Origin of the sequence: Iocasia fonsfrigidae (assembly GCF_017751145.1) — a bacterium.
GTDB classification, from domain to species: Bacteria; Bacillota; Halanaerobiia; order Halanaerobiales; family DTU029; genus Iocasia; species Iocasia fonsfrigidae.
Window position 1 is genome coordinate 1,333,817 of record NZ_CP046640.1, and the last position, 25,750, is coordinate 1,359,566.

Sequence of the window (25,750 nt, forward strand, 5' to 3'; positions counted from 1 at the left end):
AATGACAACCTGGATTGCTTTTAAAAGTATATTACTTAAGGATATCAAAACATATTATTTAAAACCACCTAATATCAGCTGGGGGCTGCTTTTTCCTATTTCCTGGACTTTAATGTTTTTCTTGAGAACAGAGGCTCCAGTTGATATTCCGGGTTTTTTACCAGGTTTGATATCTTTGTCAATTCTTTTTGGAACAACTTCAATGCTTGCTGTTACTATAACCTTTGAAAAAAAACAGGCCTCCTTTAACCGACTCTTACTGGCTCCTATAGATTTAAATACTTTGATGTTTGCTAAAACCAGTGGGGCCATAATCTTTGGTGTCTTTAATGCCCTTGTACCCCTGTTTTTTGCAGTACTTTTAACGGACCTCTCAGAAATCAGCTGGCTACCTGCTATAGTTAGTATTTTTTTAATTTCTATTACCTCTACTTTTTTAGGTTTATTTATTGCTGTTTCAGTTAAAGAGGTTTTTGAGGCCCAGACCTTTTCTAATTTTTTTAGATTTCCCATGATTTTTTTATGTGGTTTATTTATACCCCTGCAAAATTTGCCCAAATTAATCAGGCCTTTATCATATTGTCTGCCTTTGACATATGGTGCTGATATTTTAAAATATGCTATTAATGGTGATAATATCATGAATCCAGGATTAAACTTTTTATTAATACTTTTTTTTGCTGTAGTTTTATTTGTTATTAGCATCAAGAATATTAAAAAAAAGTGGATTAAGTAAATTCTCTGTGAACACTGCTATTAAGTTTTCCCCCTTTATTTTTTTATAATATGACAAAGGCCAGGTTGATGTTACCAGCTGTGAAAGATGGGAGATAAATTATATACTGAATATTGTTATTTTTATTCTTCTTGAAGGGAATATATAGTATATGTAGAAGAAATTAATATATAAAATATAACAAATTACGACACAAAGTGAGCAAAGGAGAGGTAGTTAATATGTCAATTCAGGATTTGTTGGCGGCTTTAGGGGTTGTCTTAAATGGGATTCCCCAGGGTTTACTGGCTTTGAGTTTTGGGTTTGCGGCTTTACCAACTGCACTTGCTTTTGTTGTTGGGATGATTGGGGCAGGTTTTTTTCAGAGTGTTGCAGTAATATCCTTTCAGGCAGAAACAATAACACTTGCAGGTAGATTGAGTAAAAAGAAAAGAGAGGTTTTATCAGCTATTTTCTTTGGTGGTCTGGGTATGGCTTTGATAGGTATTTTGGGTTTGTTGGAAAAAATAGTGGCTTTAGTAGGTCCAGAGATCACCAATGCCATGATGGCAGGGGTAGGAATTATGCTGGCTTATGTAGCTATTGATATGGGGCTTAAGGAGAAAGCAATTGGTGCTACTTCAGTAGTTGTAGCCTTGATTGTCTGGATTATATCTGCCAGTTTGGTACATACCATTGTCTGGTCAGTTTTAATCAGTTGTATTGTTGCGCAATTCACCAGCTTTGAGCCTGTAGAACATAATGAAACAAACGAAAGGCTTAAGATTCAACCCCTTGTCTGGAAATTCTGGACTAATCCCAGGGTTGTCAGGGGTGCTCTGGCCTTAATTACTTTGAATATTGGTGCAAATATTTCTTTTGGTAAATTAACAGGACAGATAGCCGGGAGAAGTGTGAATATTGATCATTTAGCAATTTATTCATCACTCTCTGATATGGCTTCCTCATTATTTGGCGGTTCACCAGTTGAGAGTATTATCTCTGCTACAGCTGATGCCCCACATCCAGTTCTGGCAGGGATTTTAATGATGGGTATCTTTGCGGTGATATTATTTGCCAAACTTTTACCTAAAATCGGGCGCTATGTTCCCAGTTCTTCGATAGCTGGTTTCTTATTGGTTCTTGGTGCGATAGTAACCCTGCCCACTAATGCTCAGCTGGCTTTTCAAAATGTTGCTTTAAATTCATCTATGGCAGCTGTATTGGGGGTTGTTATAGTTTCAACTGCGCGTTTTGATCCCTTTGTTGGTATGATGTCTGGTGTAGTATTAAGATTTTTATTTCAATTAACAGGTGTGATGTAAATGGAGTTAAAGTATGAAGGTCAGAAATATTATGACCTGGAGATAAGTGGTTTTCACCGCAAATTACCGATAGTACAGCTTAATGATGAGCTCTGGATTGCTTCTTTTGTTATGCTGGGTGATGTTACACTGGTTAACTTTTGTGCTGGTGCCCTGGCGACAAAGTTAGCTGGACTTAAGTTTGATTATCTGGTAGGGCCTGAGGCTAAAGTAATACCACTACTTCATGCCATGGGGACTTTTCTGGGTCATAATAGTTATATAATTTGTCGGAAACAGGTTAAGGCCTATGCTGAAAATCCTGTAGTACTGGATGTTGCCTCAATAACAACAAGGGAGAAACAGCAGTTGGTATTAAACGGTCTGGATGCAGAAAAAATCAGAGGGAAGAAGGTTGTACTACTTGATGATGTAGTATCAACTGGGGGTACTTTTAAGTCTCTGGAAAAATTAATGGACATGGCCGAGGCGGAGGTTGTCGGCAGGGCAGCAGTGCTAAAGGAAGGGGATAATTATGATGGTGAGGTAATCTATTTACAGGACCTACCATTGTTTAGGAAGTAATATATTGTTTAAATATTATTTGAAAACATGGTCTGAAGGGGTAGGCTGTGTTTTGGATGTGAGAATGATTTTAATTTCTTGAAACACCAGAATCTTTGTGATAAAATAATAGTCGTGTCGTTAAGAACTGAATAATATTATAAAGTAGCTTATTAGAATAGTTTGGCTTATCAGCTTTGATATGTTCCAAATACTAAAAGAATAGTATGTGAATAGATTTAAGTAAATTTGCCAGAGAAAAATGAAATAATAAGTGAAAAATTATTTTTAGAACTGAGGTTTGCACAGGTCCTAAAAGGAAATGTGTTATATTATATTTTAATATGATATAAAGTGAGTCTAAATAGGCGAAACTTAAACACTCTAACTCTATATATAGGGTTAGAGTGTTTTTTGTTGTGCGCAAAATTTATTTTAAGATAGAAAGGTGTTTTTACTTTTGAAAAACAAACAGAAACAGACAATTATGGAAGAAAAACTTCATAGTAGGAATTTTAAAAGATGGGGTCTGGATATGAATCCAGTTGTATCTTTAGGAGCTGGTATAATTGTATTATTATTTTCCGCTTTTGCATTTTTTAATTTGGAACAGGCCAATAAAATCTTTGAACTTGTTAATAGTGTGATCGTTACAAATTTTGATTGGTTGTTTATATTGTCCAGTAGTTTGTTTATTGGAATTTGTTTGTATCTTGCCTTTTCCCGTCTGGGTTCAGTTCGTATTGGGGGAGTTAAAGCAGAGCCTGAGTTTAGTAATTTTGCCTGGTATTCAATGTTGATTTCGGCAGGCATGGGTATTGGACTTATGTTTTGGGCAGTTGGGGAACCATTGTATCATGAGGAGTTGATGCCCCCGATTTTTACAGACGCAAATGGAGTAAACCAGGCATTAGCTACTACTTTTTTTCATTGGGGTTTTCATCCCTGGGGTATATATGCACTTATATCACTGGCTTTAGCTTTTTTTGCTTATAATAAGGGTTTGCCCCTTTCTTTACGATCAGTATTTTATCCTATTTTAAAGGAAAAAATATTTGGCTTATGGGGAGACTTAATAGATATCTTAGCTGTAGTTGCTTGTTTATTTGGACTGGCTACATCACTGGGTCTTGGTGTCCAACAAATTAATAGCGGCTTAAATTATTTGTTTGGATTAAATATCAGTGTTATGATTCAAGTTTTATTAATAGCCTTGATTACAGCTATTGCTACCTTAAGTGTTATCTCTGGTATAGATAAAGGTGTAAAATTCTTATCTAAAATAAATATAAAAATGGTCCTGGTTTTTATGTTAGCAATACTTACTCTGGGGCCAACTCTATTTATTCTTAAAACGTTCAGTAATTCTCTAGGATTATATTTAAACGATTTTTTAAAATCTTCATTTTTTATTTCGCTTAGTGAGAGCAGTTGGCAGGGTGATTGGTCTGTCTTTTATCTGGCCTGGTGGATTTCCTGGTCACCATTTGTAGGTATGTTTATTGCCCGTATTTCTAAGGGGAGGACTATTAAAGAATTTGTAACAGCAATCCTTTTTGTACCATCTTTATTATCATTTATTTGGCTGTCTGTTTTTGGTGGAACAGCAATCTATATAAATCAATTATTTAATGGACATCTTTTTGCCACAGTGGAGAACAATTTGCCTGTTGCTCTTTTTGAGCTGATTCAATACCTGGATATTGCCTTATTACAAGGGGTTATTCGTATAGTTTTATCGGTCTTAGGGACATTATTAGTAATATCTTTTTTTGTAACATCTAGTGACTCTGGTTCTTTAGTTGTTGATAATATTACCTCAGGGGGAAAACTTGATTCTCCTGTACCACAACGTGTCTTCTGGGCTTGTATGGAAGGGTTGATAGCAATTGTTCTACTTCTTATTGGTGGTGAAGAGGCATTGTCAGCACTTCAAACAGCAGTTATTAGTACAGGGTTGCCTTTTGCAATAATATTAACATTAATGGCTATTCTACTTGTTGGAAGTATCAGAAAAACCTATAAAAAACAAAAAGATATCAAAGATAATGATCATTTTGAAAAGATGATAGAGACATTTGATGTTCAGCTAGATGAAGATGCTGTATCTTAATGTTTATTTCTTTTTAACAGTTGAATATAATTCATATTATATACATTTGTAAGTCAGTAATTATAACAAAATATTATTTTAAAAAAGCTATGGTATTTCCCATAGCTTTTTGTGGTGTTAGAGTAGGGTTTACTGAAGATATATTTCTTTTATTTTCTATTATAGCTTTTAATAATTAGTCAATATTGTTATAATAAACAATATAAAATAAATAATAGGTGATGGGTTTGAATAGAGAGCAATTTATGGTCATAGATAAAAAAGATATGGAACAGAGGGGCTGGGAGGAGCTTGATTTTATTATTATTTCTGGTGATGCTTATATAGATCACCCTTCTTTTGGTACAGCAATTATTGCCCGTTTACTGGAAGATGCTGGTTTTAAAGTGGGGATTATTCCACAGCCGGACTGGAGGAGTACTAATGATTTTAAGAAACTTGGTACTCCTCGTCTGGCTTTTCTGGTAACAGCCGGTAATATGGATTCAATGGTTAATCATTATACAGTAAATAAAAAAAGAAGAAGGGATGATGCCTATTCTCCGGGGGGCAGGAGTGGGAGGCGGCCTGATAGGGCAACAATAGTCTATTGTAATAGGCTAAAAGAGGTTTTTAAAGATACCCCGCTTATAATTGGAGGGATTGAAGCCAGTCTGCGCCGATTTGCCCATTATGATTACTGGGATAATAAGGTGAGGCGCTCTATTTTGTTTGACAGTAGGGCTGACTTATTAGTTTATGGTATGGGGGAAAGACAGGTTCTGGAGATAGCTGAGAATTTAGCTAGTGGTCTGGATATAAAGTATATCAGGCATATACCGGGTACAGTCTATATTGTAGATGATATTAATGAACTATACGGTTATCAGGTGATAGATTCTTTTCAAGGGGTTAGCAATAGTAACGAGAAATATGCCCGCTCTTTTAAGAAACAGTATGATGAGCAGGACCCGATCAGGGGGAATATACTGGTACAGAGTTATGATAATCGATATCTGGTGCAAAATCCCCCGGCTAAGCCCCTGGACAGGAAGATGATGGACCTGGTTTATTCCTTACCTTATCAGCGTAATTATCACCCGATTTATGAAAAACAGGGTGGGGTGCCGGCTATTAAAGAAGTAAAATATAGTATTACGAGCTCAAGGGGGTGTTTTGGTTCCTGTTCCTTCTGTGCCCTGTCCTTTCATCAGGGTAGGTCAGTAGTTAGTCGGAGTAAGGAGTCTATCCTTAATGAGGCCCGGGAAATTATAGCTGACAGTGACTTTAAGGGATATATCCATGATGTCGGCGGCCCAACTGCAAATTTTCGAAACCCGGCCTGTAGCCGCCAATTAACTAAGGGATCCTGTCTAAACCGGCAGTGTCTTTTCCCTTCGCCGTGTCAGAATATGAAAATAGACCATAGTGAGTATCTTGATATTTTGCGTACCCTACGGGATTTAGAAGGGGTCAAAAAGGTTTTTATCAGGTCTGGCCTAAGGTTTGATTATATTATGGCTGATGGTGATGATAGTTTTTTCAGGGAACTATGTCAACACCATATTAGTGGCCTGTTGAAGGTAGCACCTGAGCATATTGCCAGTGATGTTCTAGAACTGATGGGAAAACCAGCTAATGCAGTTTTTGAGGGTTTTCGTAAAAAGTTTTATAGGATTAATAAGGGGATTGGTAAAGAACAGTATCTAATTCCATATCTTATATCAAGCCATCCTGGCAGTACCCTGGAATCTGCTGTTGAACTGGCAGAATACTTAAGAAATATTAACCATCATCCTGAACAGGTACAGGATTTTTATCCTACCCCTGGTACACTTTCTACAACTATGTATTATACAGGGTATGACCCCAGAACAATGAAAAGTGTTTATGTTCCCAGGTCCAATGAGGAGAGGAAGATGCAGCGGGCATTACTTCAGTATCATTATCCCCGGAATTATCAGCTGGTTTATAAGGCTTTAAAATTAACAGGCCGGCAGGATCTAATTGGTTATCATCAAAAGGCTTTAATCAGGCCTAAAAAAGGTAAATGACCGGTTTTTGAGAGGATTATTCTCATTATTTGGGTATAATAAATAGTATTAATAATCCAAGCAATATAGTTTGCATGTAATTATAAGCCAGAAGGGGTCTATAATCTTGAATGATAAAGTTTTACTTAGATGGTTAAACTGGTTCTATACTTTAGAGATGGGACAAATTGACCTGTATGTTAATCAAGCCAAACAGAGTAATGATGATTATATTAAACATGTCCTCTTAAAAATAGCAGAAATAGAGTTGAACCATGCTCGGATGTTTAAAGATATTATCATCAGATTAGGGAGTAAACCCTTAAAAATTGATAGTCTGCTCTCATATATAACAGGATTACTACCTGGCAAGCTTACCCCACTCTTTGGTACGGTAAACTTTTTTTATTATAATTATGTAATTGAAACTATGGCCATCTATGATTATAAGAAGCTAATAAAAAAAATAGAACCTGATTCTGTACTGCATTGTGATCTGCTGGATATTTTAACAAATAATCTGGTTGAAGAGGATATTCATCGCAGCTGGTTTAAAGATAGAAGGGAATCTTTACAGAGGATAAAAAAGAAACAAAAAAAATAAAGAAACAGGTGATTTATAAAATGGTAGATTGTTTAAATTGTAATGCCTCATGTCAGGCAAAGGAAATCTTAACAAAGGTATATTTTAACCTTGATAAGGAATCTGATTATACAGAGAAAAAAGAAACACTACTGGATATTTCCGGGGTTGAAGATGTGAAATTAACACAGGAAACAATGATTGTTTTATTTGATGACCGGCTTATTGCCCCAGAAAAAATAGTAGGTTTTATTGAAGAATAGTTTTATTGGCTAGTGAGATATTAATTTGAAAAATGCCTCTAAAAAGCAGGAATATGGAAATATATTTAGAAAATGTATTATATAGATTTAATATAGTTCCATCTAATCTTTATAAGGGGGAATTAAATAATGGATTATAAGTTTGTTCATTCATGTATCAGGGTGATGGATTTAGAAGCATCTATTGAATTTTATCAAAATGCCTTGGGGTTAAAGGAATCCAGGAGAAAAGAGTTTAGTGATTTTACCCTGGTTTATCTTAAGGCAGATGAAGGTGACTTTGAATTAGAGCTTACCTATAATCATGACCAGAAAGAACCCTATATAATAGGTAATGGGTATAGTCATATAGCTTTAACAGTTGATGATTTACAGAAATCATATAAGAAGCATCAGGATATGGGTTATAAAGTAGGGGAAATTACAAGTCTTAGTGAGGGTTCAAATGCTTATTACTTTATAAGTGACCCAGATGGTTATGATATTGAAATTATTCAGGGTTGAGTTTAAAATCCTCCGGGTTAAAAATGCCGGGGGATTTTTTGCACTATTTGACACTCTTTAGGCTAGTAATTTAATTGATTATATGATATTATAATTTTTTAAAGTAATATATCATATTTTGTATTTTTATGTAGAAATGTGTAAATGGGCTATTCATTTTTATTAATTCTTTTGTTTAAATTTTCTTATTTGTAGTACAAATAGGAGTGAGTTTATGAATCAAATTATATTTGAGATAAAGGGTTTATCAGGAACAAATCAGGATGGTTACTCACTAAAAAAAATAGATTTTGACCTAGTGAAAGGGGAAGTACATGCTTTAGTTGGAGAAAAAGGTATGGGTAAAAAAGCCTTTTATGAACTTTTGTTGGGCTCCGGTGATTATGAACAGGGTCAGATTTATATTAAAAATAAAAATATTACCTTACATTTAAATGAAGTGAAGAATAATAAGATATCTTATTTAAGTGATGATGTAGGATTAATTGATAATTTTACTGTAGCAGAAAATTTATTTTTGTTAAACTACCCTTCAAAAAAGTATTCTCCTTCAATCGATTGGAAAAAAATCAATAGAATGGCTAAGCAGCTATTTGACGAACTTAATGTGAAAATAGACTATAATAAAAAGGTTTATGAATTATCTAATGAAGAACAGAAAATAGTGGCTATTGCTAAGTTATATCTAATCAAACCTGAAGTTATCATAATGCATGAACCTACAGATAATTTAGGGGCTAAATCAATTATCTTATTATATAAAATAATTAATAAAATGAAAAAAAGAGGAGCCAGTATTATTTATGTAACCAATGAATGGGAAGAGGCCTTGAAAATTGCTGATAGAATATCGGTCCTATCTAGAGGGATTATTGTTGGGACAATGGAAAGTAGTGAAGCTAAAGCCAATCCCCGAAAACTACTAAACTTAATCTCCGGCTGGAATAGAATGGAGAGTAAAAATGAAGACGTTGATCATTATAGTTTAGAGGTATTAAACGTTGTATTTAAAGCAGCAGAATTTCTCACTTCAAATTATGAGTTAGAGGATGTACTTAAATTTTTAGTCAATCATATAACTAAGGTTATGAACTCTGATAATTGTATAATATATTTAATAGATGAAGAAACAGATTCTGTAATAGATTATGTTGATTATAACAAATCTAAGGATATTGATGCCAAACTAAAAAGAAATGTTGTTATTGATATAATTAAAGAAAATGAGTCATACTATACAACTGATAATGATAGGGAATTTAAGGCCTATTTTACCAACCTCAAAAATATAAAGACAATTATTTGTGTTCCTGTCTTAATAAGGTCGCATATAACGGGGTTAATACAAATTTCTTACCGGGACTACTATGCCCATTCAGAAAAAGAGATAATGTATCTATCGACCTTTGCCAGACAGGTTGCTATTGCTATCGAAGATACCAGATTGATGGGTAATTCAGCCCTTCTGCAGGAAAGTCATCATCGTATAAAAAATAATTTACAGACTATTATAAGTCTTATAAAGTTACAGAAAAAATTTACAAAAAAAGATTCCTCAAAAACAATAGATGATATAATAAATGATATTATTTCCAGGATAAAGAGTATTGCTGCAGTACATGACCTCCTTTCTAGAGAAAAGCAGGGAAGAAGTATTATAAACTTCAAAGAGATAATAAAGATAATCACTAAATTTTATAATAATAACGAAAAAGTTAATATTAAATTAATATTAGATGATATTTTTATCCCCTATAATAAGGCTACAGCTATAGCATTAATAATAAATGAATTAATTAATAACTGTTATAAACATGCCTTTAAAAACCAAAATAAAGGGATTGTAAGGGTAAGCTGTAAAAATCAAAACAATAATATTGTTCTGCTTGTTAGTGATAATGGGCATGGATTACCAGAATCGTTTGATATAGATAATTTAAATAGTCTTGGAATTTCAATTGTCCAGTCAATTATTTTGAATGAATTTGAGGGTCAGATTGACTTCAAAAATAATAAGGGTACTGTAGTTGAGATTATACTACCAGAGGATAAGCTGGCACTTACTAAATGGGAATGATATCATATTAGGGGGGACATTTTATGAACAAAGATAATTATTTGAAAGTAGTAGTAGCAGAAGATGAATATATGGTTTTGATGGGTATTAAAGAAATGGTAGAGGAATTAGGACATGAAATTATTGGTGAGGCTACTAATGGGAAAAAAGCAGTTGAAATAACATTAAAGGAAAAACCGGATTTATTAATTATAGATATTAATATGCCTGTTTTAGATGGTATAGATGCAATAAAAAAGATAAATGAGCTTTATCCCATGCCCAGTATTGTAGTAACCGGGTATTATAATAAGGAATTAATAGATAGGGCTAAAAAAGCCGGGGCTTTTAGTTATCTTGTAAAACCAATAGACGAAAAAGACTTACAACCTGCTATCGAAATGGCTAGTGCCAGGTTTGAAGAATTTCTATCATTGAGAAAAGAATTACAGGAAACACAGGCAGCCTTTGAAGCTAGAAAATATATTGAAAAGGCGAAGGGCATTTTGATGGATAAATATAATATAAAGGAAAGTCAGGCAATGAAAACCTTACAGAAAAAAAGCAGAAATAATAATAAAAAGCTAGTTGTAACTGCAAAAGAAATTATAAAAGCTGATAAATTATTGCAAATTGATGAATAAAAACTCGTATTTATCTGCAAATAGGATATAATCAATTTTATTGCTTGATAATAGAGATACTGTTGTTTGATATATTGATTATTTTACGATATAATGATTTTATAAAATTTAATATTTTTCTATGCTCATGAACGGCATAGGCATAATTAAAAGGTCATGGACGCCTTGTATTCTATTTTAATGAATACTGGGTGTCCATTTTTAATTTATAACAAATTTTACCAAAAAAATTGCCTATAATTAATATAAGAATATAAAGGGGGAAACTTTAAAAAATTGGAGGTGATATGGAAAAAGTTATAGGGGAAGCCCTATATGTTCTGTGATATTTTATTGGAAAAGTAATAAGCGGTTAAAACTCAAATTTTAAAAGGAGTGATTTTTTTGTTAAAAAGCAAACGGTTTATTATTATCTTAGGAGTTATTTTAACTACGATATTTATTTCCACTTCAATTTTGGCAGCTGGGTTTAATCAGGAAGATTTATTAGAACCAGTAGATAAGACCCTTAAATTTGTCTTTATCCCTAAAGTTGTTCATCCCTGGTATGATGTTGTTAGAGCTGGTGCTGAAAAAGCCATCGAAGAGTTTGCAGACCAGGGGATCAAAATTGATCTGAAATGGGATGCACCACCAACTGCAGAAATAACTGCTCATATGAAAAAAATAGAAGCAAATATTAGTGCCCGTCCAGATGGAATGGCAATAGCAGTCTTAGACCCTGCCACTAATACTCAGGTTATTAATGATGCAGTAAATGCAGGATTAAATGTGGTTACTTTTGATACAGATGCACCTGATAGTCTAAGGGCTTGTTATATTGGACATGACAAAAATTTTGAAGATGGCTATGTACTTGGAGAATTTTTGGCCAAAAAAATAAATTATAAGGGTGAAGTAGCTATCCTGAGTGGTACATTAAGTGCACCAAATCATGTGGGGCGTGTAAATGGTTTTAAAGCTGCAATTGAACAGTATCCATATATAAAAATTGTAACTGAAAGACCTGATAATGATTCACTACAAAAGGCTATGGAATTAACTGAAAATATAATTCAAGCCTTCCCTAATATAGATGGTTTCTTTGGTTGTAATGCTACAAATCCTATAGGGGCAGCACGTGCTGTGGAAAATGCAGGTTTAGTAGGGAAAGTTCACATTGTTGGTATGGATGATCTAGATGAAACAATTCAATATGTCCAAAAAGGTGTTATTGATGCTGTTAAAATTCAACGTCAATGGGAAATTGGTTACTGGACTGTAAAATATTTGGTGGCAATGAATCAAAACCATACTATACCAGAGGAACACCCTACTGGTTCAAAAGTAATTACTGGTAGTGATTTAAACTAATTTTACTTTTATCTCATACCGATCATATATGATCGGTATGAGATTATTGTAAAGGGAAAGGAAGTGATTTCAATTAATAATGTAGTAATGGAAATCAAAAATATATCTAAATCTTTTCCAGGAGTTAAGGCTCTAAATAATGTAAGTATGACCCTTAAAAAAGGGGAGATACATGCTTTAATTGGTGAAAATGGAGCTGGTAAAAGCACTTTAATGAATATAATATTTGGCATGTTTTCTCCCGAAGATGGAAAAATATACTTGAGTAATAAAGAGGTTAAGATAGATAATCCGTTAACAGCTCAAACTTTAGGAATAGGAATAGTACCACAGGAATTAAATCTGGTTCCCTTCCTTTCAACAACTGAGAATATTCTTCTTGGTATGGAACCCTGTAAGATTGAAAAGTATATCCTGGACTGGAAGAAAATGAGGGGGAGAGCAGAGGGTATACTTGATAAAATAGGTGAGAAGATAGAACTTAATATACCGGTTAAAGATTTGTCTGTAGCCCAGCAGCAAATAGTACAGATAGCAAGGGCACTTGCTTTTGATGCTAAAATATTAATTCTGGATGAACCAACTGCCAGTTTAACAATTAAAGAAACAGAGATGCTTTTTAATATAATTGATAATTTTACATCTAATGGTGGATCTATATTTTATATATCACATAGATTAGAAGAAATTCTTGAAATTGCTGATAGAATAACTGTTTTAAGGGATGGAAATAAAGTTAAGGAATTGAACCCTCATAATACAACTAAAGATGAGATGGTAAAGTATATGGTCGGGCGGGATGTCAAAACAATGAAAACCGAAAAATGTTTTGACTATGAAAATAAAGAGAGAGTCCTTGAAGTTGATAACCTTAGCCGTAAAAATGAGTTTAATAATATAAGTTTTAAGCTCTATAAAGGTGAGATACTTGGTATTGCCGGTTTGGTAGGGGCAGGGCGTACAGAATTAGTAAGCTGTATATTTGGTGTTACCAAACCTCAAGATGGAGAAGTAAGGATAAATGGAAAAAGGGTTGATCATAATCATACCTGGGAAGGTATAAAAAATGGTATTGGTTATGTTCCTGAAGAAAGAAGAGAACTCGCATTATTCCCAATATTAAATATTGCTGAGAATATGACTATGCCGGTTATTAATAATTTTACTAATAAAGGTATTATAAATAAAGTAAAAGAAATAAGTGTAGTTGAAGATTATATAAATAAAATGAGGATTAAAACACCGTCTTATAAACAGTTGATTAGAAATTTAAGTGGTGGTAATCAGCAAAAAGTTATTTTGTCTCGCTGGATGATGGCTGAGTCTAAAATATTAATTTTAGATGAACCAACAAGGGGTATAGATGTTAATGCCAAGGGTGAAATATATCAATTATTACACAGGCTAACTGAAGAAGGGATATCTATTATTTTTATTTCTTCTGAGATACAGGAAGTAATTGATGTTGCTGATAGAGTATTAATTATGCATGAAGGATTAGTAAAAGGAGAGGTTGAAAGCAATAAAACCTCCCAAGAAGAAATAATGAGTATTGCTTTAAGCTAAGCTAAGGAGGGTTATTTGAAGATGGAATTAAAAAGACATAGTAATTTAACAAAAGTAAAAGAATTGCTGCACTTTAAAGAAAGTGGTATATTGTTAGCCCTTATTATTATGAGTGCACTCTTAAGTATTACTACACCTAATTTTTTAAATCAGTATAACCTGGGTATAGTTGTTAGACAGGCATCATTTGTTGCACTTGTAGCCCTGGGGCAGACACTTGTTTTAATCACTGGTGGTATAGATTTATCTGTTGGTTCTATTGCTGGTTTGTCAAGTATTCTTGGTGCTATATTAATGACTAGTACTCCATTAAATCCGTATTTATGCACACTGCTTGCTGTGTTATGTGGTATGTTTTTTGGTATAATAAATGGGGTTTTTATAGCTAAAATAGGACTAAATCCCTTTATAGTAACCCTGGCAACCGGTGAAGCCTTTGCAGGTCTTATCTTAGTTATTACCAAGGGGTATCCTGTCTTAGGGATACCAACTTCTTTTAAATACCTTGGACAGGGAATGATTGGTCCTGTTCCTGTACCAGTAGTAATCTTATTAATTATATCATTAATTTTAATATATATTTTGAAGAATACACCTTTTGGGCGTTATATTTATTCTATTGGTGGAAATGAATCTGCTTCTAAATTAGTTGGTATTAAGGTTGACAAAATTAAAATTAGTGTTTACGCGATAGCAGGTGCTCTGGCTGCCCTGGCAGGAATAATATTTGTCAGCAGAGCAAATGCAGGACAGGCTACAATTGGTGCAAGCTGGTTAATGCCGTCAGTTACAGCTGCTATTATTGGTGGTACTTCATTAAGTGGTGGGGAAGGTACAATTTTAGGCACCTTAATTGGAGCAATTTTAATGGGTGTTTTGTCAAATGGTATTGTATTGTTAAACGTATCTTCTTATCTGGAGAGAGTCATAATAGGTCTGGTAGTATTAGTAGCGGTTATCATTGATTTAGTAAGAAAGCGTAACAGATCTTAATAATTAAAAGGGGAAGATTCTAATGGAAAATAGTCTATTATTAAAATCAATAGAGATAAGAAGGAGTTTATTAAAGACGATTTATAATGCAAATATGGGGCATACTGGATCATCCCTGTCAAATGTTGATATATTAGTAACATTATTCTATCAGGTTATGAGTTATAAAGTAAAAGACCCTACCTGGGAAGAAAGAGATAGATTTATTTTAAGCAAAGGACATGGAGTAGAATCATATTATTGTATACTGGCTGACTTAGGTTATTTTCCAGAAAAAGAATTGGATACTTTTTGTCAGTTTAAAACCAGGCTTATAGGGCACCCCAATAATAAAGTACCTGGTGTTGAGGTGAATACAGGTGCTTTAGGGCATGGGCTACCAATTGCTGTTGGTATGGCACTGGCTGCTAAACTTGATAAAAAGGGTTATAGGGTATTTGTAGTAATGGGAGATGGTGAACAGGCTGAGGGTTCTATCTGGGAAGGAGCAATGGCTGCTTCTCATTATAAACTGGATAATTTAATAGGGATAATTGACCGTAATAGATTACAAATAACAGGTAACACAGAAGATATCATGTCTCTGGAGCCTTTTAAAGAAAAATGGCAGAGTTTTGGTTGGAAAGTAATTGAAGTAAACGGCCATGATATAGATGAATTACTAAAGGTATTTAATTCAACACCTAAAAAGAAAGATAAACCTACAATTATAATCGCCAACACCATAAAAGGAAAAGGTGTTTCCTTTATGGAAAATAAAGCTGCCTGGCATCATAAAGTTCCAGATAAAAAACAGCTGGAAAAGGCCTTGTTAGAATTGTCTTCTCAGGAAGGTGATTTAGGTGAATAAAATAGCAAATAAACAAATAATTTGTGATACCTTAATTAAAAGAGGGAAAGAGAATAGAGATATACTTGTTTTAACCAGTGATTCCAGGGGTTCTGCTTCAATGGCAAAGTTTGGAGAACAATTGCCTGAACAGTTAATTGAAGTAGGTATAGCTGAGCAAAATATAGTAGGAATAGCAGCTGGACTGGCATCTTCTGGCAAGCTCCCTTTTATTGCTTCATATGCTGCATTTTTATCAATGAGGAGTATTGAACAGATAAAAGTTGATTTAGCCTATTCCAATACTAATGTCAAGGTGGTTGGGATAAGTGGTGGTTTAAGTTATGGACCATTAGGTATGTCACATCATGCTCTACAGGATATAGCTGTTATGATGGCAATACCTAATATGACTGTTATTCTTCCTGCAGATCGTTATGAAACCGAAAAAATGACAGATGAACTGTTAAAATATTGTGGTCCTGTTTATATCAGGGTTGGGAGAAATTCTGTCCCTGATATACATCAATCGGCTAATTTTGATTATGAAATAGGTAAAGCATTAACACTAACTGAAGGTGATGACTTAACAATTATAGCAACTGGTGAAACAGTAAAGTCAGCAGTGGATAGTAGTAAATTACTTAAAGAAAAAGGGATTAAAGCCAGGGTTTTAAATATGCATACCTTAAAACCCCTTGATGAAAAGGCAGTGATTAAGGCTGCTCAAGAAACAGCTTGTATCTTGACAGTAGAAGAGCATAGTATTTATGGTGGACTGGGATCAGTTATAGCACAGACTGTTATTCAAAATTATCCTGTCCCTATGAAGATGATTGCTATCCCTGATGAGCCAGCAATAGCCGGTCAACAGTTAGAGTTGTTTGAGTATTATGGTATATCTGCTGATAATATAGCCAGAGAAGCAGTTAATTTGGTTAAACGATGTTAAGCAAAGTTAATAATTGTTAAAGAGCTCCCTTTGTTAAATCAAAGGGAGCTGACTATCTATATACTTATATTTGCAATAGTATCATGTAATTGTTCAAAGAGAAGACCTATTATAAACCAGGCAGGAGCATAATCAAGGCGGATTAAACCATTCAAGGAAAATGGAGTATTGCTATAATCCCAGGGACATAAACCAGCGCTTTCTTTAATGGCCCATCCTGTGATGTATTCGATCATAAAAATGATTATGGTATAGATCCCCCCTCTTAATATAATCGGCCAATCCCTTATATAATTATGGACTGGTTCCAGGCTTATAGCAAGTCCATATATTGGAAACATCCAGAGATATGTCCAGCCCCTAAGTTTGATATCCCCCCTTAATAATGACCCCAGACCTGTCCAGAATATTTCGATACACCAGCCGCTAAAACCGTAAATTAAGAAACGTGTTATCATAATATTATCTTTTACCAATATATATTTTTTATCAAGAATTTAAAAATTTTTATATTAAACGAGAAATTTTGTTGTTTAAAAGTATAGTTAAGTTTGATATAATTAAGCAAAACGAGCAAATGAGTAGAGGGGATGTTATGGTTATGAAATATATTAGTACTAGGGGGAATTACCAGCCAGTAGAGGCTGCCCAGGCCATTAGACTGGGCATGGTACCTGCTGGTGGGTTGTTTGTACCAGAAAAGGTTCCTATTTTTAGCCAGGATACTATCTATAATATGAAGGATAATACTTATCAGGAGATAGCCTTAATGGTCTTAGAGGAGTTTCTAAGTGATTATCAGGAATCTGAATTAGAGGATTGTATTAGAAAAGCATATAATGAAAAAAATTTCACCTCTGATGGTATGGCTCCGGTGCTTAATTTGGATGATAATATATATATTATGGAATTGTGGCATGGACCAACAGCTGCTTTTAAAGATATGGCTTTACAGTTAATGCCTCATCTTTTACTTAAAGCCCTCCAGAAAGCAGAATTCAGTAAAGAAGTAGTTATTTTGGTTGCCACTTCTGGTGATACAGGGAAAGCAGCCCTGGAGGGTTTTAAAGATATTCCCGGTATCAGAATTATTGTGTTTTATCCAGCAGAAGGAGTTAGTAAAATACAGGAAGCTCAGATGACGACAACTACCGGTAGTAATACCTATGTTGTTGCTGTTGAAGGTAATTTTGATGAGTGCCAGAATAGTGTTAAAGAGATATTTGCTGATAGGGATTTTAATTCCTTAATAAGTAGGCAGGGTTATCAATTTTCTTCGGCAAACTCTATAAACTGGGGACGGCTTGTGCCGCAGATAATATATTATTTTGCTGCATATGCCTCTTTATTAAGAGATGATGTAATAAGTAAGGGTCAAAAGATAGATATAACAGTACCTACTGGTAATTTTGGTAATATCCTGGCTGCATATTATGCCTATAGGATGGGTTTGCCTGTCCATAAATTTGTCTGTGCTTCAAATGATAATAAAATACTCACTGATTTTTTAAGAACAGGTGAGTATAATCTTGAACGTGATTTCATAAAAACAATCAGTCCTTCGATGGATATATTGATTTCATCAAACCTCGAACGTTTTCTTTTTGAAATAACTGGACATAATGCAGATAAAATAAATAAATGGTATGATGATTTAAAGAATAAGGGCTGTTTTAAGATAGATGATCCTACGAGAAAAAAGATAGCAGGGATTTTTGTAGGAGAATATGCCAGTGAAACTGAAACAAAAAATACAATTAAAAAGGTATTTAGGGATTATAATTACCTTGTAGATACACATACAGCAGTTGGGATCAGAGTCTATCAAAAGTATAGACAAAATTTAGCTGAGGATATCCCAGTAATTATTGATTCAACTGCTAATCCCTACAAGTTTAGTAAGGCTGTTCTGGATTCACTGGAAACAGGTATTAATACTGTGAATGAATTTGCCATACTGGATACTTTAAACAAAATTAGTGGGCAGGATATACACCGTGCTTTAAAGGATTTAGATAAACAGGAGATTAAACATTATAGGAACTGTGATACTTCTAAAATCAGGAAAGAAATTAAGGATATTTTAAATATAAATTAACTGTATATCAAATATAACAATAGACCAGTTAATTATAACTGGTCTATTGTTTTTTTAATTGCTTGAAATTGTATTCTTTTTTACTTTAATTTTTTAAAAAGCACCGCAGCAGCAGCAGATTACAAGAATAATAAGGATTAAGCATAAGCAGTTGTTGTCTTTAAAGTCGCCCATATGTACACCTCCTTTTATCAATATGCATTTGTTAGATTATAAGTTTTATTAATCAGTATTACCTAAAAGCAGCAGGATTAAGATTAGAAAGAGAATGAAAGCACAATCATTGTAACAAACACTCATTGACTTTGCTGACCTCCTTTTTTTTGTTAATATAATGTATGATATTAATCCTCAAGTAGTGAATAATTTTTCTAATTTCTTGCAAAAATTAATTGGCTAGGTATATAATTATAGAAGAATATAATTTTTTACTAGGTGGTATTAAAGATGACTAAATTAAAGGATATTTATGATTCAAAAAGAAGGAAGCTTGCTGAAGAATATAACAGGAAAAAAGATAGGAATGATGTATTACTCCTGGTGGGAAATCTTTTGTTCTGGATATTATTTTTCTCTTTTTCATTGGAAATAAAGATTTATGATTTTATTTTTGTTTTTACTGATAGTATTGTTATAAATTTAGTTGTATATTTAGGCATTATTTTGTTTTTTTATGAATTGTACTCACTGTTAATAGCTTATTATTTGTCCTATCGTTTAAATGAGGGATATAGACTTATTAAGCAATCAGTAAAGGGATGGATTATTGATGATTTAAAAGGCCTGATTTTGAATATTATTGTTGTTTCGGTGGGGGGAGGTTTTTTTCTCTATTTAACAGCTAATTATCCAGAGAAGTGGTGGATTTTCTTTGCTCTGGGGTGTATTATGTTTCTCTTGATTGTAACTTTTTTATTTCCTATTGTTTTACTCCCTCTGTTTTTCAAACTGGAACCCTATCCAGCAGGGGAGTTAAAAGAGAGAGTAAAGGATTTTATAGAAGATATTGGGTTAGAAATAGATGAGATATACCAGATCAATCTCAGTAGTAAGCTTAATTATGCCAATGCAGCGGTGATAGGTTTGGGGAGTACCAGGAAGATAATTTTGGGTGATAATCTGCTTGATAATTATAGTGGTGATGAAATTGAAGCCATTTTAGCACATGAATTGGGGCATCACGTGCATCAAGACATTTTTAAAAATATCTTGATACAAACACTATTTATCTTTTTATTATCTTACATTATGTATAATCTATGGCCTTTAGTATTTACCTGGGTTGGCTATAAAAATATGTATGCTGTATATACCCTGCCTTTAATTTTAATAGTGTTCTTATTATTGTCCTGGCTTTTTTCACCTATTTCACTCTATTTCAGCAGGAAATTTGAAAGGGCAGCTGATGGTTTTGCTTTGAAAAAAATACCCAATCCCCGATATTTTGCTTCAGCCATGGCTAAACTGGCTGATACAAGTTTGTCAGCTTTAGAATATAATAAATATAAACTTATTTTTAAGGCCTCACATCCTCCGATAGGTGAAAGGATTGACCGGGCACTTGACTGTGGTGGGGTTGAGGATTGATTTATAATATAATTTATTTTTTTATTAAATTCTAAAAATAAAATATTTACTAAGAATGTGTGCATTTTTTTGCACACTTTTTTTAGTATAAAAATTGTGTTTCTATAATTAATGAAGAAAAAACTGTAAATCAAAATAAAAAGTTATTTGCTAAACTCTATTGAATTAAATAGTTTAATAAAAAAGCAAAATTTTAGGGGAGGATTATGGCATTTATTGTTGAAAAACATAAAATACCAGGTTAGTAAAACGGGAGAAAATGTTTTTAAAATTAAATTTTGAAAATTATTTTTTTTCAGTATTTCTGATATAACAACAGTTTTAAATATAAAATATTTTCTATAACATTTTATTCCGAAACCTGGTATAAGACTTGCAACTATAATAAAGCAAAGGGGATTTGAAATGGAAATTAACAAAAAGATTAAAAAACTGCTTAGTAATGAGGATAAAAAAAATCCTTTAACTGATCAACAATTAGCCTTAAAATTAAATGTTAGTCGTGAGAAAGTAACAGTAACTAGACAAAAATTAAATATTAAATCGTCTAAAGAACGATTGAAACCTTTTTTAGTTGAAGAAATACGTTCTATTATAAAAAAACAATCTAATATTTCTATTCGTGAACTAACTAAGGTTATTCAACAAAAGGGATATAATGCCTCACGTTATCTCATTGACCAAGAAATAAAGAAAATAAAAAGTCCATTTTATAAAAAGGAAAAGGAAATAGAAAATAAAGAAATAAAAAATAAAAAAAATGGTTCTAATATTGAAGACCCTTTCCAAACAGTGATTGGTTATAATGGAACTTTGAAACCTCAGATTCAACAAGCTAAGGCGGCAGTACTTTATCCACCATATGGATTACATACTTTAATTACTGGTGAGTCCGGAGTTGGTAAAAGTTATTTAGCAAGAAAGATGTTTGAATTTGCTGCTCAAAATAGAAAAATTTCCGAAAACAAATTTGTAGTTTTTAATTGTGCAGATTATGCAGATAATCCTCAATTATTATATTCACATTTATTTGGTCATGTCAAAGGAGCTTTTACAGGTGCTTCAAACGATAAGGATGGTCTTTTAAGTAAAGCTAATAATAGTATTTTATTTTTAGATGAAGTCCATCGTTTATCACCAGAAGGCCAAGAGATGTTATTTAATGTAATTGATAACGGCAAATATCGGAGGTTAGGTGAAACTGAAACTGAGCACAAAGTAAATCTTATGATTATTGCAGCTACAACAGAAGATATCGAGTCTAGTTTGTTAGCTACTTTTAGGCGTAGAATACCCCTAATAATTGAATTGCCATCATTAAAGAAAAGAGAATTGCAGGAAAAGCTTGATTTTATTAAGTTATTTATTGCCCGTGAAAGTAAACAAATAAAGAGGAAAATTATTTTAAAATATGAAGCTGTCAGGGCATTATTAGCTTATACTCCAGTTAATAATATAGGACAATTAGAGAGTAATCTAAAAGTTATTTGTGCTAAAGCCTATCTGTTTTTTGTTACTGAGGTTAAAAGTCAGGTGGAAATTTCGCTAGATATATTACCTTCAGAAATTAGAAGGAGTTTTCTTAATGAATCTGTAGATAGAGAGGAAATCAGGAATTTATTAAGAGATGATATTAAGGTTGAACCTGCCCTGGATAGAAATTTGATTACCTCTCAAGAAAAAAATATCTATAATGTAACTGAAGATATATATAAGTATATTGAGGAAAAGAATCAGGAATTAAGTGGAATTGGAATTCCACAGGAAAAGATTAATACAGAATTAACATTTAGAATAGAAGAGAAGATAAGTCGCTTATTTGACATGACTAAGGAAGATTTTTACAAGAACAAAAACATGTTGAAGGGAGTTATTGGTGAAAAAATTTATAATCTAATAAATGAAGTAATGGTTATGCTCCAGGAAGAATTGCCAGAACTTGTTTTGAATAGTCAATTACAGTATGCCTTGGCAATTCATCTTGATGCTGTTTGGCAGAGGATTAAGAGTGGTAAATTAATTAAGTATCCAGATTTAGAAAACATCAAAAAAAAACATCCACAGAACTATGCTGTAGCAGAGAAAGTAATCAATTTTATTAACAAAAGGTCTGATATTACTATACCAAGAGATGAAATAGGGTATATTACTATGTATTTAAATACTGTAACTGGCCCAGATGAGAGAGAAAATGATCAATCTGAGATTGCTATTATTATTGTTTCTCATGGTATGGTTGCTTCTAGCATGCTTAAGGTTGCCAATTATTTGTTGGGTGGTTCAAAGGTAAAAGCAGTTAATATGAGTTTTAATGAAGCACCAAATAAGGTTTTAAAAAAGTTAATTGCTTTGGTTAAAAAAATTGAGCATAGTAAAGGAATCTTATTATTAGTTGATATGGGTTCATTAACTGGTTTCGCTGAGATAATTGAAGAAAAAACAGGAATTAAAACAAGGGCTGTGGCTAGAGTAGATACTGTTATGTTAATGGAGGCTATTCGCTGGTCTAAACTAAAGGATATAAGTTTAAATGAATTAGTGGCCAGAATTAATCAATCAAATTCAACAAATTTATATAATAAGAAAAAGCATAAAGTATTATTAATTTATTGTATGACAGGTGAGGGTGTTGCCTTAAAGGTTAAAGATTATTTATTACACAGATTATTTAATTTAGAAAGAGAATATGAAATAATTACAACGGGTATTTATAACAAAGATCTTGAGGAATTTATAGCAGATATTGAAGCTGCAAAAGAACTTGTTGGCTTAATTGGAAATTTAAGACCCCAGTCATTTAATTCTAATATCTTTTTTAGCGTAGATGAGATATTTTCCGAAGAAGGCCTAGAGCGTTTCAAAGAAAGGGTAGGTGTACAAGAGTTTAAACAAGAGGATATAAAAATAGATAAATTAATTGATAAAAATATTATTTTCCCCTTATTAAAAGTAAATTCGAAGGATGAAGTAATTACATTACTAGCTGAAAAATTAAAAGAAAAGGGAGTGGTAAAAGATGGTTTTCTGGATGCAGTTAAAAAAAGGGAAGAATGGGGGGTAACTTATATTGGTTCTGGTATAGCTATACCCCATGCTGATTCCCAATATGTTAATTATTCGCAGGCTGCTTTGGCCATTATGGAAAATTCACTTGATTGGTCTGGGTATAAAGTAGAAGTTATTTGTATGTTTGCTATTAAAGATCTGGGGGTTGAGTGTTTTAAAGAGTTTTATAAAATTCTAAAAGAAAATATAGAGTTAATTAAATTTACTAAAGATATTAACTTAATAAAGGAGGCTTTGCTTAATGGATAAAATTCATCTTAATAGTGATTTGGTAGAGATAAATTTAGATCTTAATAATAAAGAGGAGGTGATTTCAAGATTAAGCGATCATATGTTGAAAAAAGGCTTTGTAAAAACAGGGTATAAAGAAGCTGTTTTAAAAAGAGAGGAGGAATTTCCAACAGGATTACACGGCGCTTTTATTGATTTTGCTATTCCCCATACAGAGTCAAAGTATGTTAATGAAGCAGCAATAGCAGTAGGGTTATTAAAAAATAAAGTTAGATTTTCTACTATGGAGGATTATGAAGAAGAGGTTGAAGTAAGTCTTGTATTATTACTCGCTATTCTAAATCCTTCTAAACAAATAAGATTTTTACAAAAATTAATAGAAATGATGCAAAATGAAAAAGTGGTAAAAGATTTGCTCCAAGTTGATGATTCGAATAATTTGGTTGAACTTTTAAAGAAAAACTTAGGGATATAAAAAGAGGAGAGATAAAAATGTTAAGAAAAAAGAAAATATTAGTTGCATGTGGTTCTGGTATAGCAACTTCTACTGTAATTATGGATAAATTAGAAAATGGATTAAAAGAAAGAGGTATTGATATTGAATTAGAACAAAGTAAAATATCTGAAGCAAAAAATTATATTGAAGATTTAAAACCTGATGTAATTGTAGTTAATGGACCAGTGAATACTGATTATGGTATACCAGCATTTAGTGGAGTGAGTTTTTTAACTGGAATAGGAGTGGATGAGCTGTTGGATAAAATTGAAAAGGAATTAAATGATTAAAAATAATACAGGAAAGGGAGGAGAATAAAAATGACAAATTTTATGAGTTTTATAAATTTTATTTTAAATATGGGACCAAGTGTTATGATGCCTATTATATTATTTATCATGGCAATGATATTTAGAATAAAGCTAAGTAAAGCAATTCGTTCTTCTTTAACAGTTGGTATGGGTTTTATTGCGATTAATTTAGTTGTTGGTTTAATGGTAGAGACTTTAAGTCCTGCTACTAAAGCGATGGTAAATAACATTGGAATACAATTAGATGTAATGGGTGTTGGTTGGCCGGCTTCATCAGCCATAGCATTTGGTACAACTTCACTTGTTCCTTGGATATTTGGATTAGGTATTTTGCTAAATGTACTTTTAGCAGCCTTAAATTGGACAAAAACTCTTGATATAGATTTGTGGAATTATTGGCACTTTATCTTTGCATCTGCTTTTGTTTATTCTGCAACCGATAATTTTGTTTTAGCGATTATTATTGGGCTTTTAACAGAAGTGATCGTTCTTAAACTAGCAGATTGGACAGCCCCAGTTGTTCAGGAATTTTTTGGAATGCCAGGTGTTTCTTTACCACACACTGAAACGGTTTCCTGGGCACCTATTGGATGGGTCGTTGACAGAATAATTGATAAAATTCCTGTTATAAAAGATTGGAATATTGATTCTGAAAAAATTCAGGACAGATTTGGTGTATTGGGGGAACCATTAATGCTGGGTACTGTAATAGGACTTGCTATTGGAATTTTGGCTTATGCACCGAATATGGCTGTAGATATGTCTAGCAGTATAAGCAAGATTATTAATACCTCGATAACTCTTGGAGCTGTAATGTTAGTTTTTCCAAGAATGGTAAAATTATTAATGACTGGATTACTTCCTATTTCTGATGGTGTTAAAGAATTTTTGAATAGTCGCTTCCCAGGTCGAAAATTATATATTGGTTTAGATGCTGCAACAGTAATTGGTCATCCTGCTAATGTTGCTACAGGACTTCTTTTAGTTCCAATAACGTTATTTTTAGCTGTAGTTTTAAGTATGATAGGAGTAAATAGAATGCTTCCGTTTGCAGATCTTGCCATATTACCTGTATTTGTATTATGGGCTACTGGTTGGTCAAAAGGGAATATATTTAGAGGGGTTGTAATTGGGACAATATTTGTGGCTGGATTTTTAATTATAGGTACATTCTTAGCACCTATGACCACAGATTTAGCTAAAACAGCTAATTTTAGTATTCCAGAAGGAGCAGCACAAATTTCTAGTCTGGATGTTGGTGGTCACCTATCACCATGGCTATTAATGTTACCATTTATAACTAAAATATTTGCAGAACTGGGAAATACGTTTACTATTGTTTCAATTGTTTTTGCTATTTTTGCTGTGAGTTGTTATGTTCTATTCTTTTATAAAGCCTTTAAAGGAGAAATCTTAAAAAATTAGAATGAATATTCAAGACTATTATTTTTTTAGGATGTGATTAGAATATTTTATCAATTTGTTTTATTAGCCCTAGGACCATATGGAC

22 protein-coding genes are annotated in these 25,750 nt (G+C 32.9%); 21 read left to right on the plus strand and 1 reads right to left on the minus strand.

Annotated elements, in window-relative coordinates; translation table 11 throughout:
* The first annotated feature begins 1 nt into the window (after position 1).
* From GM661_RS06315 to GM661_RS06385, 15 genes are all read left to right on the plus strand, one after another.
* On the plus strand, positions 2-736 hold the full coding sequence (locus tag GM661_RS06315; RefSeq protein WP_230869250.1) for an ABC transporter permease: 735 nt from the start codon (positions 2-4) through the stop codon (positions 734-736).
* Between the two features lie 221 nt (positions 737-957).
* Positions 958-2,040 (plus strand): hypothetical protein, encoded by a 1,083-nt coding sequence (locus tag GM661_RS06320; protein WP_230869251.1) that lies wholly within the window; start codon positions 958-960, stop codon positions 2,038-2,040.
* Positions 2,041-2,604, plus strand: coding sequence for a phosphoribosyltransferase family protein (locus GM661_RS06325; RefSeq protein ID WP_230869252.1), 564 nt, complete (start codon positions 2,041-2,043; stop codon positions 2,602-2,604).
* 439 nt (positions 2,605-3,043) lie between these two features.
* A complete protein-coding gene (locus GM661_RS06330) occupies positions 3,044-4,696 on the plus strand; it encodes a BCCT family transporter (RefSeq protein WP_230869253.1) in 1,653 nt (550 codons plus the stop codon).
* A gap of 227 nt (positions 4,697-4,923) precedes the next feature.
* On the plus strand, positions 4,924-6,729 hold the full coding sequence (locus GM661_RS06335) for a YgiQ family radical SAM protein (protein ID WP_407929619.1): 1,806 nt from the start codon (positions 4,924-4,926) through the stop codon (positions 6,727-6,729).
* Between the two features lie 106 nt (positions 6,730-6,835).
* Complete coding sequence (locus tag GM661_RS06340) at positions 6,836-7,312, plus strand: ferritin-like domain-containing protein (RefSeq protein WP_230869255.1); 477 nt, start codon at positions 6,836-6,838, stop codon at positions 7,310-7,312.
* 20 nt (positions 7,313-7,332) lie between these two features.
* A complete protein-coding gene (locus GM661_RS06345; RefSeq protein ID WP_230869256.1) occupies positions 7,333-7,554 on the plus strand; it encodes a hypothetical protein in 222 nt (73 codons plus the stop codon).
* 129 nt (positions 7,555-7,683) lie between these two features.
* On the plus strand, positions 7,684-8,058 hold the full coding sequence (gloA, locus tag GM661_RS06350) for a lactoylglutathione lyase (RefSeq protein ID WP_230869257.1): 375 nt from the start codon (positions 7,684-7,686) through the stop codon (positions 8,056-8,058).
* A gap of 214 nt (positions 8,059-8,272) precedes the next feature.
* A complete protein-coding gene (locus GM661_RS06355; RefSeq protein ID WP_230869258.1) occupies positions 8,273-10,135 on the plus strand; it encodes an ATP-binding cassette domain-containing protein in 1,863 nt (620 codons plus the stop codon).
* A 23-nt stretch (positions 10,136-10,158) separates the two neighbouring features.
* Positions 10,159-10,758, plus strand: a complete 600-nt coding sequence (locus GM661_RS06360; RefSeq protein WP_230869259.1) for an ANTAR domain-containing response regulator — start codon at positions 10,159-10,161, stop codon at positions 10,756-10,758.
* A 384-nt stretch (positions 10,759-11,142) separates the two neighbouring features.
* Complete coding sequence (locus GM661_RS06365) at positions 11,143-12,111, plus strand: substrate-binding domain-containing protein (protein ID WP_230869260.1); 969 nt, start codon at positions 11,143-11,145, stop codon at positions 12,109-12,111.
* Between the two features lie 63 nt (positions 12,112-12,174).
* The gene (locus GM661_RS06370; RefSeq protein ID WP_230869261.1) at positions 12,175-13,677 is read left to right on the plus strand and encodes a sugar ABC transporter ATP-binding protein; all 1,503 of its coding nucleotides are present in this window, start codon (positions 12,175-12,177) and stop codon (positions 13,675-13,677) included.
* Positions 13,678-13,698: 21 nt separating this feature from the next.
* Complete coding sequence (locus GM661_RS06375) at positions 13,699-14,670, plus strand: ABC transporter permease (RefSeq protein ID WP_230869262.1); 972 nt, start codon at positions 13,699-13,701, stop codon at positions 14,668-14,670.
* Between the two features lie 22 nt (positions 14,671-14,692).
* Positions 14,693-15,520, plus strand: coding sequence for a transketolase (locus GM661_RS06380; protein ID WP_230869263.1), 828 nt, complete (start codon positions 14,693-14,695; stop codon positions 15,518-15,520).
* Positions 15,513-16,451 (plus strand): transketolase family protein, encoded by a 939-nt coding sequence (locus tag GM661_RS06385; protein WP_230869264.1) that lies wholly within the window; start codon positions 15,513-15,515, stop codon positions 16,449-16,451. Before GM661_RS06380 ends, GM661_RS06385 begins: the two co-directional genes overlap by 8 nt.
* Positions 16,452-16,507: 56 nt before the next feature.
* Here GM661_RS06385 and GM661_RS06390 read toward each other — a convergent pair whose 3' ends face one another.
* Positions 16,508-16,909 (minus strand): putative ABC transporter permease, encoded by a 402-nt coding sequence (locus GM661_RS06390; protein ID WP_230869265.1) that lies wholly within the window; start codon positions 16,907-16,909, stop codon positions 16,508-16,510.
* Positions 16,910-17,052: 143 nt separating this feature from the next.
* On the opposite strand from GM661_RS06390, the gene thrC reads away from it, so the two are divergent.
* The 6 genes from thrC (at position 17,053) to GM661_RS06420 (ending at position 25,665) form a co-directional block, all read left to right on the plus strand.
* On the plus strand, positions 17,053-18,549 hold the full coding sequence (gene thrC / locus GM661_RS06395; protein WP_230869266.1) for a threonine synthase: 1,497 nt from the start codon (positions 17,053-17,055) through the stop codon (positions 18,547-18,549).
* A gap of 447 nt (positions 18,550-18,996) precedes the next feature.
* Positions 18,997-20,136: a M48 family metalloprotease gene (locus tag GM661_RS06400; protein WP_230869267.1), complete on the plus strand. Its 1,140-nt coding sequence runs from the start codon at positions 18,997-18,999 to the stop codon at positions 20,134-20,136.
* A gap of 405 nt (positions 20,137-20,541) precedes the next feature.
* A complete protein-coding gene (locus GM661_RS06405) occupies positions 20,542-23,451 on the plus strand; it encodes a sigma 54-interacting transcriptional regulator (protein WP_230869268.1) in 2,910 nt (969 codons plus the stop codon).
* Entirely contained in the window at positions 23,444-23,908 is a 465-nt protein-coding gene (locus tag GM661_RS06410; protein WP_230869269.1) for a PTS sugar transporter subunit IIA, read from the plus strand. Before GM661_RS06405 ends, GM661_RS06410 begins: the two co-directional genes overlap by 8 nt.
* A 17-nt stretch (positions 23,909-23,925) precedes the next feature.
* A complete protein-coding gene (locus GM661_RS06415) occupies positions 23,926-24,219 on the plus strand; it encodes a PTS sugar transporter subunit IIB (RefSeq protein WP_230869270.1) in 294 nt (97 codons plus the stop codon).
* A 30-nt stretch (positions 24,220-24,249) separates the two neighbouring features.
* Complete coding sequence (locus GM661_RS06420) at positions 24,250-25,665, plus strand: PTS galactitol transporter subunit IIC (RefSeq protein WP_230869271.1); 1,416 nt, start codon at positions 24,250-24,252, stop codon at positions 25,663-25,665.
* Positions 25,666-25,750 lie beyond the last annotated feature (85 nt).